The sequence below is a fragment of the Pseudoalteromonas luteoviolacea genome (genome assembly GCF_001696455.1).
In the GTDB taxonomy this organism is placed as follows: Bacteria; Pseudomonadota; Gammaproteobacteria; order Enterobacterales; family Alteromonadaceae; genus Pseudoalteromonas; species Pseudoalteromonas luteoviolacea_C.
This window is the reverse complement of sequence record NZ_MAUJ01000012.1, coordinates 20,105-34,008: the sequence shown is the minus strand read 5'-3', so window position 1 is coordinate 34,008 and position 13,904 is coordinate 20,105. Positions and strand designations below refer to the sequence as shown.

General features: G+C 50.2%; 1 protein-coding gene. It reads left to right on the top strand.

Translation table 11 applies throughout. The features are described from left to right. The first annotated feature begins 7 nt into the window (after nt 1-7). On the top strand, nt 8-13,849 hold the full coding sequence (locus A7985_RS26285; protein WP_065792710.1) for an SDR family NAD(P)-dependent oxidoreductase: 13,842 nt from the start codon (nt 8-10) through the stop codon (nt 13,847-13,849). Nucleotides 13,850-13,904: the final 55 nt, after the last annotated feature.

Here is a 13,904-nt window from a genome sequence, read left to right as displayed (position 1 = left end):
TAATAAAATGATTAACTTTATAGAACACCTTGTATCACAGGTAAAAAACAAAAACTTAGCAAAAAGTGATGCCCTAAGTTTGATACAACAATTTGCAGAGGGAGCTGAAAAGGCTAAGGTTATTCATCCTCTTTTACAGACAAATAAGTCGAACTTTAACAAGCAGTGCTATACCAGCACATTTAGTGGGGAAGAGTTTTTCCTAAAAGACCACCAAGTTGAAGTCAGTGCAAATTCGTTGAGTAAGATCTTTCCCGGTGTGTGTTACCTGGAAATGGCACGTGCTGCACTGGTTGACGCGCAAGAATTGCAAGCCGATGATGCCGCCAGTGGCCGCTTCGTTGAACTGCAAAACATCGTGTGGGTTCGACCGCTGCTTGTCGAGCAAAAGCAACAAGCGCATATTGAGCTATTCCCCGTGGATGATACCCGCACAGACTTTGAAATCTTTGTCATTGAGGCGGAGGAAGAAGTGGTGTTATGCCGGGGGACTGGTGTATTACATCAGACACCATTTAAAATCGGAGAGTCTCTGGCGAATGTGCAGCAGCGCATTGCCGGAGAGGCGCTCTCAGCCACAGAGCTCTATCAGGCATATGAAAATATTGGCCTGCACTATGGGCCAGCTTTTCAAGCTATCCAAGGCTTGGTTAAGGGGGACAAAGAAGTACTGACCACCTTGCAACTGCCGACGGCATGCCAAGGGGCTGGCGACAAATATTGGCTGCATCCAAGTATGCTTGATGGCGCATTGCAAAGTACCATTGGTTTATTTGATGACCCTGCGGCTTTTACTGACCAACCTATGTTGCCGTTTGCCGTGGAGTCGGTGAAAATCGCTGCGGAGTTTACGCAGACGATGTACGCAAGGCTTAAATCAGACAGTGATATTTCCACCGCGGACAACCTGATAAAACTGGATCTCGATCTCTACAATGAGCAAGGTCAGTGTGTGTTACAAGCCACTGGGTTTTCGTCACGAAAAGTGGCCCAAGCAGCCACCGAAACAGCCCCAATATCGCGCTTAATTGCCAAACCTGTATGGCAAACATTACCTCAAGTGAGCGTGCAACGGGCACAGGCTGACAAGACGATTCAGCAGGTGTTGCTGATTGATGCTGCCAGCGTCTTTGCCGCCCCTTTGGGGTCTGCCAATGCGCATATCGCGGTGACGACGGTGCAATTGGAAGAAGCAGAAAAATCTAGTAATTACATTAAACTGGCGTCTTTCTGCTTTGATATGATTAAAAATGTGCTTGAAGCACAGCCTGACAAAGCGGTGCATTTACAGCTTGTTTGTGCACAGCAAAGTGAACACCTTATTGAAGGGATCACAGGGTTACTGGCATCGGTTGAAGCCGAATATCCGAGATTTCGCGGTCAACTCTTGCTCATAGATGACATCAGCGCACACAACCAGCAAGCCATTGAGTTCATCGCATCAGGGATCACTCAGCCTGAGCCTATCTTGCGACAACAGCAACAGCAGTGGCAGCAACGAGTCTGGCAAGAGCAAGTCGCGGTGAATGGCAATCCACAACAACCGTGGCGAGCTGACGGCGTCTACTTGATCCTAGGGGGATTAGGTGGTGTAGGCACGGTGTTCGCACAAGAAATCGCACATCAAGTGCCTTCGGCAACCATCTTGATCGCAGGTCGCGCTCAACTTGAGGCGGCACAGCAGGCCAAACTTGCGCAGATTACGGGCAAGGTTGAATATATTCAGTTAGATGTCACGGATGGGGCGCAAACAACGGCAGCCATTGCACAAATTCAGCAACAGTACGGCCAGCTCAACGGGGTGTTACAGTGTGCGGGGGTGGTGGATGACAAGCTTTTACTCAATAAGTCTCTTGACGAGTTTAAGCGCGTCTTGGCGCCAAAAGTTGAGGGCGTTTATAACCTAGATAAGGCATGCCAAAACATCGAGCTGGACTTTTTTGTGTTGTTTTCATCCATCGCCGCCATGGGCAATGTCGGACAAAGCGATTATGCGTGTGCAAACGGGTTTTTAGACCACTTTGCCGCCTATCGCAACCGCTTGCTGGCTGCAGGGGCGCGTTTTGGCGCAACGCGTTCAATTAATTGGCCGCTGTGGCAGGCCGGTGGCATGGCGCCACCAGAACATACCCAACAGGCTTTGCAAAACCGCTTTGGTATGCATCCTTTGGACCCAGAAACGGGGATCCAATTGTTTTATCAAGCACTGCAACTAAACGGGGACAATTTACTGGTTGTGAAAGGGGAACTGGATAAGATCCGTACGCAGTTACTCAAGAGTGAAGTAACGCAAGCGGCCACCGTTGCAGCTGAAAAAAGCGACCCCCAACCACAACTGGGTCAAGACGAAGAATTATTAAGCAACAAGGTTAAACGTTACATCAGTGGTCATTTATCGAAACTGATCAAGTTGCCACTCAACGAAATTGATACCACAGAGAAACTAGAAAAATATGGCATCGATTCTATCGTGGCCACTGAAATCACGCAGGCATTTGAACAAGACTTCGACACCTTGCCAAAAACCCTGTTCTTTGAATATCAAACCATTGCTGAATTGGCAGGGTATTTCCTCAGAGATCACCGCGAAAAAGTCAGCGCAATGTTTGATGTTGCCACATCTAACAACGCGACGCCTAAACCCGCCGCAGCGCCAAAACCACGCATCGTGTCTCACAGTGCGACAACGCGTGAAGTGCGCGCTAAGCGCAACAAAGCCCCAAGATTGGCGCAACGTCAGGCGCAGCAGGTCCAGTATCCCGATGACGAAGCAATCGCGATTGTGGGATTAAGTGGGCAGTATCCACAGTCCGATGATTTAGAAGCGTACTGGGATAATCTGAAAAATGGCCAAGACTGCATTACTGAGGTACCAGAAGAACGCTGGCGTTGGCAGGATTATTACACGCAAGACCGCATGCAGCGCGGCAAACATTTTAGTAAGTGGGGTGGCTTTATCAATGGTGTGGATGAATTTGATCCACTCTTTTTCAATATCGCCCCAGCGGAAGCGGAAGCGATAGACCCACAAGAACGATTATTTTTACAACATGCTTGGATGGCTGTGGAAGATGCAGGCTATACGCGGAAAAAACTCAGTGAGAAACACCCCAAGCAAAACCTCGGTGGTCAAGTCGGTGTTTATGTTGGCGTGATGTACAGCGAGTTTCAGCTCTTTGGTGCTGAAAAGAGTGTGCAGGGCGAAAAACAAGGGATCGCGAGCAGCTTCTCGAGTATCGCCAACCGCGTCTCATATGTATTAGACATTCACGGTCCAAGTATTGCGATGGACACGATGTGCTCGTCGTCACTCACGGCCATTCACCTTGCTTGCCAAGATCTGAAATCTGGCCGAACAAATCTGGCGATTGCCGGTGGTGTGAATGTCACGATTCACCCTAATAAATATTTGATCTTGAGCCAAGGGCAGTTTATTTCGACCGATGGTCACTGCCAGAGCTTTGGTGTAGGCGGTGATGGCTACATTCCTGGTGAAGGGGTCGGAGCCGTGGTGCTTAAGCGTCTCAGCGAAGCTGAAGCGCAAGGTAATCACATTTATGGGGTGATCTGTGCAAGTGCCTTGAATCATGGTGGTAAAACCAATGGCTATACGGTCCCGAACCCAGTGGCGCAAACGGATGTAATCAAGCAAGCGTTGAGTGCTGGCAAGGTCGACCCAAGGCATGTGAGCTATTTGGAGGCACATGGTACGGGCACCAAATTGGGGGATCCGATAGAAATATCGGCGCTACATCGTGCCTATAATGAAGCAACAGAGATCACGGCGGCATCTCCAACATGTTACGTCGGCTCGGTGAAATCGAACATCGGCCACGGAGAGTCTGCGGCGGGGATCGCGGGGCTGACTAAGGTACTCTTGCAAATGAAGCACGGCCAGTTGGTGCCGTCGTTGCATTCGCGTGTACTTAACCCGAATATCGATTTCAGTAAAACCAATTTCCATGTTAATCAAACACTGACACCTTGGCAGCGCCCTGTCGTTGACGGCAAAGAAATTCCCAGATATGCGGGATTGTCGTCATTTGGTGCCGGTGGTGCCAATGCCCATTTGATCATCAAAGAGCATATGGCAACAGCACAAGCGCATAGTGCGCACCCCCACCAGGACATGGTGGCGATTTTATTGTCCGCGAGAACAGCGCAGCAGCTGAAGCAAAAAGCGCATGACTTAGTGGCATTTTTGCAAAAACCGGATTGTGCCGACGCGCTTAACACCCCCGCATTCATGAGCAACCTTGCTTACACCTTGCAAATGGGTCGTGAAGCGATGGATGAGCGCCTTGCGGTATTGGTCAGCAGTGGGACGGAACTGGTGGAGAAATTGCTGGCATATGTTGATGGCGACACGGACATTGAATATTTGACCTGTGGTCAAGCGTATGCAAACAAAGAAACGTTGTCGCTGTTTAATACGGACGAAAACCTCAAAGAAGCGACACATAAATGGTTGCAAAGTGGCAAGGTTCATCGCTTAACGGAGCTGTGGGCGAAGGGGCTTGAAGTTGACTGGGCAGTCATGTATCAAGATCAACAACCGCAGTTGCTAAGCTTACCGAGTTACCCATTCGCAAAAGACAAGTTTGCGATGCCAAAGCTTACTGATAAGCCTGTCATCGCGGGCGCAGGCGCGGTACTTCACCCGTTACTACATGCGAATACATCTGATGTAGAGCAACAAAAATTCACCACCCTATTCAGTGGTGAAGAGTATTTCCTTGCGCATCACCAGCTCTCGCTCGCAGGCGCGCAGCCTGTGAAAGTGCTACCTGCGGTGGTGTATTTGGAAATGGCGAGAGAGGCGGTGACACGCTCTGTCCCTGCGAGTGCGGATGCCTGTCATGTTGTGCTACACAACTCGGTCTGGTTGAGGCCTTTGGTCGTGACTCAAGCCACCGAGGTGGTGACGCGACTGGCTGTGGAAGACGACGCGAACTACAAAGTTGAAGTGCACAGCCTCGTGAATGATGAATGGATTTTGCACTTTGTCAGTGATGCCCAACTGAGTCATGCGACGGCGAGCGCGGCGATTGAGGCGGCACACTTTGACGCTGCATCGCTGTCACACACTGCGCTATATGAGCGCTTTAGTGCGCTGGGGATTGAGTATGGCGCAGGCTTTCAATCCATCTCGCAGGTCGGAGTCATCGATGATAAACCCGCGGTGAAATTAAGCCTAAATGAAGCGGCCATCGACGCATCTGGCCAAGTACAACTGGCCCCAGGCATGATGGATGCGGCATTTCAAGCGATTGCAGCCACTGCGTTTGCCAAAGGGCAGCGTACGGCCAAAAATGCCTATATACCTTATTCACAAGGCTCGATGACCATTTTGGCACCATGTACCGCACAGATGATTGCGGTCTTGACGCCACACAGTACAACGACCGACGGCGATGAATACTTATCGCTGGATATCGACTTATATCAAGCAACGGGAGAATGCGCGGTACAGATCCGTGGGTTGACCTTGGTGTCGCTGGGTAAATCAGCGCTATCAGCAAGTGTTGATCCAACCAGTGTTGCTCCAACGAGTGTTGATCCAACAGGTGAAAACGCCATCCTGATGGCATCACCTGTGTGGCAATCGCTGTCACTGGATGCACCACACGATGTGCAGCCTCTAAGAAGGCTGATATTAAGTGCAGCGCCAGTGAGCGATCCGTCGGCCTTTACCACACCGTACACCCAGATTGAACACGTGCCAGAGGCGGTATTTGCGCAAGCGAACAGCGCCGAGGGTTACATGCAGCTGGCCAGTTATGTCTTTACGCGCATTAAAACTGAGCTGGCATCCAGCAATAAAGACAACTGCATGGTGCAATTGGTACTGGGGCAAGAACACGCGCTCGCCATGGGACTGGCGAGCCTGATGCGCACTGCAATGGCGGAAGAGCCGAGATTCGTAGGGCAAGTGATCTTAAGTGATGCCACAACGGCAAACACACAAGCCCAATTACTTGAGCAGCTGGCTGCGCACCGCCATGTGTCGTTACTAGACGCCACAGCAGGCGAAGTGAAAGGCATCGAATGGCAAGCTCAAGACGTCACCACAGATGCGCAAGCATATGCGGATGATGGCGTATTTTTAATCACGGGTGGCTTAGGTGGACTTGGTAAATTGGTTGCCAAAGACATCTTAGCGAACACCGATAACAGCACGGTGGTGTTAACGGGACGTGGTACACGTACTGCACAGCAAGTTGCCGAGGCGCTAGCGCTGAGTGACGAACATACAGCGCGCGTGGTTTATCAGCAGGTCGATTTGGAGGCGTTGTCGCAAGTACAAGCGTGTTTTGCAGCCATGTCTGGGGCTGGCAAGCCAGTCACGACCATCATTCACAGTGCGGGTATGGTCGACGATGCTTATATCCTCAATAAAGATGAGCAAGCGTTCCAACGCGTGTTAGCGCCAAAAGTCATCGGCACACACAATTTAGATATTGCCAGTAAAGATCTTGAGTTAGATAACTTTATCTTGTTCTCGTCGGTATCTGGCGCGTTCGGCAATCCTGGTCAGGCAGATTACGCTGCGGCCAATGGGTTCATGGACCAGTTTGCGACTTATCGCAATCAATTAACGCAACAGCAGCGACGTACGGGCCGTGCGCTCTCAATTAACTGGCCAATCTGGCAGGCGGGCGGTATGCGTATTGACGAGGGGACCCTTGCTATCCTAAAAGAGGCCACGGGGATTGTGCCGCTTGCGTCTCAAACCGGTTTGGCTGCCCTCAAGAGTTTACTAAGCCGTGGCACAGAAAGAGCAATCGTGTTACAAGGGGATACCACCAAATTGGCGCAGATGCTGCGTACAGACTCGCCAGCAGAGGTTGTAAAACCAGCCCAAAATCACGTCAGTGAAGCCGTGTCAGAGACATTACTTAAACAGGCACAGCGTTTCATTGCGAAACTGTTGTCCAGTACACTGAAAATTCCAGAAAAAGAAATCAAACCGGCACTGCCGTTTGAGCACTTTGGTATTGATTCTGTGATTGCGATGCAGCTCACCAATGACCTTGAAGCGCAATTTGGCGATTTACCTAAGACCTTATTCTTTGAATATCAGTCCACGGATGCTCTGGCAAAATATTTCTTGAAACAGCACCGTACTCGCCTTGAAGAAAAGCTTGGTCAGTCGAGTGCCAATAACACACAACGCACGCAGCCTGTTGCGCATGTAACAGCAGCGCAAGCCGCGAAACCGAGCTTGCAGCACAGTGCGGCGACTTCACGATTCAAAACCGTGAAATCTGCGGCTGCACCGCAACCGCGCCAGATTGAGGTGGCGATTGTGGGCCTTGCGGGAAGATATCCGCAATCGGACAATATTGAAGAATTTTGGCAAAATCTGTGTGAAGGCCGAGACTGTATCAGCGAAATTCCGGCGGAGCGTTGGGACCATAACCGCTTCTTTGACGCACAACGCGGCAAGCAAGGTAAGTGTTACAGCGCGTGGGGGGGATTCGTTTCAGATTTTGATAAATTCGACCCGCAGTTCTTTAATATCACGCCAAAAGAAGCGGCAATGCTGGATCCGCAAGAGCGTTTATTCTTGCAAACTGCGTGGGAAACGATTGAAGACGCAGGCTATAGTCGCGAACGTATCTTCGGCGAACGCGTTGGGGTGTATGTTGGTGTAATGTGGGGCCAGTACGAACTGTATGGCGCGCAATCTGTGCTACAAAAAGAGACGGTGATCACTGGCTCTTCTTATGCATCGATTGCAAACCGTGTTTCTTATTACTTCAATTTCAGCGGTCCCAGTATGGCGGTGGACACGATGTGTTCTTCATCACTGACTGCAATCCACTTGGCCTGTAAAGATATTCAGCAAGGTGAGATCAGCGCAGCCATTGCTGGAGGGGTGAACCTGTCGGTACATCCATACAAATATTTAAATCTAAGCCAAGGCAACTTTGTGTCTAGTGATGGCCGATGCCGCAGCTTTGGTGACGGTGGCGATGGTTATGTGCCTGGTGAAGGGGTGGGCGCGATTTTACTTAAACCACTGGATGTGGCGCGTGAACAAGGCGATCACATTTATGCTGTGATCAAATCAAGTCACTTAAACCATGGTGGTAAAACCAATGGCTATACGGTGCCGAACCCTGTCGCTCAGGCTGCCCTGATCCATGAGTCATTGCAAAAGGGGAACATTGCCCCTGAGTCTATCAATTATATTGAGGCGCATGGCACTGGCACGTCGCTGGGTGATCCCATCGAAATTCGAGGACTACAAGAGGCATTTGCGCACGCTAAGCTTGATAATCAGACGTGCCCAATTGGCTCGGTGAAGTCCAATATAGGCCATTTAGAGTCCGCGGCGGGCATTGCGGCAGTGACTAAGTCGCTGCTACAACTAAAACATAATCAAATCGTTCCGTCACTGCATGCAAAGACACTGAATCCGAACATTGATTTTGCTGCCACCCCGTTTTATGTCGCACAAACTCTATCTCCACTGAACGAGTCGCGTGATCAGCAAGCCAGAGTCTCTGTCAGTTCATTTGGCGCAGGCGGCGCAAATGCCCACCTAGTCTTGCAGGCATATCCTGAAGATAGTGCGTCAGGGTGCGCATCTAGCGATACGCCACAAGTCTTTGTGCTATCGGGTAAAGATCCGCAAGCGTTGCGTGAATATGTGAATAAGTACCTAACCTGGTTAGGTCAAAGACCGCAAGCACTGAATTTTGCAGATGTTATTTACACCGCGATGGTGGGTCGCAGTGCAATGGAAGAGCGCCTTGGTGTGGTCTGTAGCAGCTTTGATGAGTTGACTGAAAAATTACACCTGTGGCTGGAGCTCGAGGCTAATGACAGCAGCAATAAAGAGGCGACGCTTGCGAGTGCGGATATCTTTGTCGGCAATTCAAAAGCGCAGGCGACTGCGGGCGCGGTGAATTTCATCGAAGGTGATGCGGGCATGGCCTTCTTAGACGCGGTTGCACAAAATAATGACGTCGATAAGCTTGCGCAATTATGGGTATCTGGTCTGGATATTGAGTGGCAGCGCTATTTCGGCGAAGGTAGCAAGCGTGTTTCAATGCCTACGTATCCATTCAAAAAAGAAAAGTATTGGGTTGATGTTGCGCAGCATGCGCAACTTGATGCCGCTGCAGACACTGCGCAAGCAGCGTCGGATCTCCCTTGGCATACAGCACAAGAGGTGTATTTCACACCGCAGTGGGCGCAGCGTGATATCACACATTCTGCACCGCAGGTCTCACCTGCTACAAGGGTCTTATTCTTGAATACGGATAAGTCACTACAGGCGCAGATCTTAGCCAAACTGGGCGTGTCTGGATCGGTGATGACGGTATCTCATGACAGTGATTCAAGCCGTTTTGAGGCTGAGCAAAATACCCGATTCACACTCAACTGTGCCAATGAATCACAGCTCATTGAGCTGGCGACACACCTTAAGCACACCGAGACGTTACCGGATGTCATCATTCATCAAGGGACTGCGATCCACTTAGGTGAGCACTCGTCTGCGCTGTTGGACACCGATGTGCGTTGCATGTTGTTATTGTGTCGCGAGTTGATGAAACATGCGCAAAAAGCGCTGCGAATCGTGTCATTTAGCGTGGCCCAAACGGGGATGCTGAATGCGCACAATACGGCACTGAGTGGATTCTTTAGAGCGCTTAGCGCTGAAAACCCAAGGTACCGTGCTAAATCACTGGAGTTTATCGCACAAAGCGGCACCGTGAACCAAGCATTGGTGGCACAGGGGGTCGCGCAAGAGGTGGCGACAGATGATTGGCAAAGTGCGCAATTGCGCTACACCGTTTCTGCGACGCAGCTACAAGGTTTCCAACAGTCCTTGATGGAGTATTCGGCACCTCGCGCGGACCAAGGGGCGCTGGCATTGCGTCAATCCGGTGTGTATTTAATTACTGGCGGCCTAGGTGGATTGGGCTATGCCGTGGCACAGTACCTTGCTGAGCAAGTGCGAGCCAACCTTATTTTACTTGGACGCTCACCGCTTTGCGCCGATAAGCAGCGTAAAATTACGGCATTGAACAGGTTGGGTGCACGGGTTGAGTACGTCCAGGCTGATATTGCAGATAAAGCGTCTTTGGCGGCAGGACTCCAACAGTTACCAGCTGATTTTGCTCACATCAACGGTGTTTTCCACAGCGCGGGCGTAAGCAAAGATGCGTTTATCTATCGTAAGTCGGTGAGTCAGATATCTGCTGTGGTCGCGCCAAAACTGACGGGCACGCTCAATCTAGATACCTTACTTAAGGATCAAGATCTCGACATGTTTGTGTTGTTTTCGTCGGTCTCTGCGGTAACGGGTAATCCGGGTCAAAGCGATTATGGCTATGCCAATTGCTTCTTAGATACGTTTGCACAGTCGCGTACAGCGCTGGTTACAGAAGGGCAACGTCGTGGTAAAACACTCTCTATCAACTGGCCATACTGGCAAGCTGGCGGGATGCAATTGTCTGAGGACAAAACCACAGCGAGCTATGCGCAAACGGGGATGTTGCCCATTCCAACCGACGTGGGCATCGCCATGTTGAGCCAGTTACTCAACAGTGCGCCTGAGCAGGTGATCCCACTGTATGGTGCGGCCGATAAACTGAAGCAGCACGTGCTGGCGATGGCATCAAGTCAACCCATCAAAGCACACTCAGGCGGCCAAAAAGCATCGCGCTCGAAAGGCAATGCCAAAGCACAACTGACAGAGCTGCTTAAGCAACTCATCAGTGCCGAAACCAATTTATCGATTGAACGTATCGACAGTCGCGAAAGCTTTGAGTCGTTTGGCATTGACTCGGTGATCATCGGTAAAATTAATCACAGCCTTGAGCAACACTTAGGTGAATTGCCACAAACGTTACTGTACGAATACGACAACGTTGATGCGTTGACGGATCACCTATTAGTTGAATTCAACGCGGCATCGTTGCTCGCTGAGCAAACGGAGGTGGTGAATGAAGACGAGGTCGATTATGAAATGCAATTCCCAGAAATGCAGAATGAGGAGGATACGTCGTCGCTCGATACTGCGGATGCAATGGTCACAGAGCCAAGCGATGCAGCACAAGCGGACACCCGCGTCGCCATCATTGGTATGCACGGCATTTATGCCGGTAGTGACGATCTCAACGGGTACTGGCAATCGCTCATTGCGGGTGAAGAATCGATAGCGCTGGTGCCTGCTGAGCGCTGGGATTATGAGACTTTCTACGATGCCGCTCCTGAAAAAGCAGCAGACGGTAAAATTTATTGTAAATGGGGGGGATTCCTCTCCAGCTATAACCTGTTTGATGCGGAACGCTTCAATATCAGTGCCCATGAAGCCAACATTATTGACCCACAAGAGCGACTGTTTTTACTGTCGGTGTTCTCGACGTTAGAAGATGCGGGTTACACCAAAGAATCAATTAAACGCGCCAGTGGGGTGGATAAACAGGCCAGTGTAGGGGTGTTTGTTGGGGTGACCTCAAATACTTATCAATTATTGGCATCAGATGAATGGAACAAGGGTAATGCGGTATCGCCAGCCTCGTTACCCTGGTCAATTGCCAACCGGGTGTCATATTATTTTGACTTCAAAGGCCCGAGTATGCCTATCGATACGGCATGTTCATCTTCTTTAGTGGCCATTGATTATGCGTGCCAAAGCTTGCTGTCTGGGGGCTGTGACATGGCAATCGCGGGCGGGGTCAATTTATATCTGCACCCGGCTAAGTACCATTCACTGTGCGTAAGACGTATGTTGTCTGGCGATGGTAAATGCGCCAGCTACGGGGTGGGCGATGATGGCTTTATCCCCAGTGAGGGGGTTGGGTCGATTTTACTTAAACCGTTAGACAAAGCGGTGCAAGATGGCGATCACATTCATGGTATTGTGCGCGCATCTGCCCATGCGCATAGTGGCCGCTCAAATGGCTATTCGGCACCGAATCCAAATTCGCAAGCTGAACTCATCACGCGTACCTTAGAGCTAGGGGCGCTCCACCCTGAAGAGGTGAGTTATATCGAAGGGCATGGGACCGGGACTACGTTGGGTGATAGCCTAGAGGTAGTGGCGCTGTCAAAAGCCTTTAAGAAGCACAGTAAGCAGAAACAATTTTGTGCAATTGGTTCAGTTAAAGCCAACGTCGGGCACTCCGAATCTGCGGCGGGGATTGCGGGTGTGACAAAAGTACTCCTGCAAATGAAGCATCGACAATTGGCACCGTCGATCAATTCGGCGCAGATCAATCCGAATATTGAGTTTGAGCATACCCCGTTCTATTTACAAACGACCCCATCTGAGTGGCAAGTAGCCAATGGCGGGCCACGCATTGCACTGGTGAATTCATTTGGTGCAGGTGGCGTCAATGCCTGTGTCGCGATAGAAGAGTTTATCGCCAGCGATGCACCGGTCGCCGAGACAGTTGCGCATCCATTGCTGTTTGTGTTGTCAGCGAGAAACAAAGCGCTCTTAGCGACAGCTGTGACCCAGTACGCTGAGTATCTACAGCGTCAGCAAGATGTGGATCTAGATAGCTTGTGCTATACCTTGCAAATTGGCAGAGAAGAACAAGATGAGCGTCTCGCCATTGTGTTCAGTAGCCAACAGGAGCTTGTGACGAGTTTACAACGCGTGGCGCAAGGTCAAACTTGCGACAATGCGGTGATGGCAACACTGCCAGACACGAGAAAAGTACAAGCGAGTCTCGCACGGGATAACGGCGAGGCGCTCAGTGCAGCGCTACTTGAACGCGTCGCAGCGGCGTGGACCGCTGGCACACAGGTCGTATGGTTATCTCTATATGAAGAGAGTGCACCACAAAAAATGTCACTGCCAACCAGTCCTTTTGATTTGCAGCCTTATTGGGTCTCTCAACCTGATGCGACGGAGCAATCATTAGCGGCGCCTGTGAAGTCTGTGGCGCAGCAAAATACAGCTGAGCCTGTCGCTGCACCGGAACCGACAGAGAGTGAAGACGAGCAGTTCCATCCATTGATTGAGAGCAGCTTCCCGACCTCACAGGGCGCGGAGTTTGTCTCTAAGCTGTCCAAGGAGCTGGCTTTTGTGAAAGACCATCAAGTTAATGGCCATGCCATCTTCCCAGGGGCGGGCTTGCTAGAAATTGCGTATATGTCGGGGAGTCTGTTATCTGATAAACCACTGTATAAGTTGTCAGATGTGGTGTTCTCAATGCCGGTCGATGTACGCGGTGAGCACAAAACCATTCATACCGCCTTTATCAATGGGGGGAGTGCAAATTACCCTAGCAAGGAGTTTGAGGTCGCTTCTGCCGATGACATGGGCGTACATTGTGAGGGGGTCGTGCATTATTCTGATAGTGGTGAAAATACGGATGAAGGCAACTATCTGGCGCAGATCAATGCCATCATTAACAACCACGAAAGTAGGGTGAATGGTCAAGATCTATATCAAAATTATCAAGCGCATGGACTCGCCTATGGTCCTTCGCTTCAGGTAATTGATAAGGTGTACCAAAGTCATGACGCGTCTGTGGCGATACTCGAATTGCCAGCGTGTGTTGCACCTACAGCAGATGAGTTTGCCTTGCACCCATCGATTATGGATGGTGCCTTCCAGTCAGTTGCAGGCGCGGTCGAAAAGAGCAATGACAATGCCTTGTACTTACCGTTTGCCATTGAAAACATCACGATTTTTGGCCCCATCCCCAGCAAGTGTTTTAGCTATGTTCAGCGCAGTAATAAACGTCAAACGCCGGGGGTTAAAACCTTCAACATTGTCCTAGCGAATATGGCTGGAGAGGTGATTTTAAAGATAGAAAATATTTACCTTAAAAGTGTCATTGATGAGCCTAGCGAAGCTGCGGGAGTACATTAACATGAAGTAATTATTATAATTATATCAATCATGTAAGGATAAAACCTCCATGAGT

Excerpts from the sequence above, each read along its gene's own strand:
- A7985_RS26285 (WP_065792710.1), top strand. The coding sequence starts at position 8 with ATGATTAACTTTATAGAACACCTTGTATCACAGGTAAAAAACAAAAAC.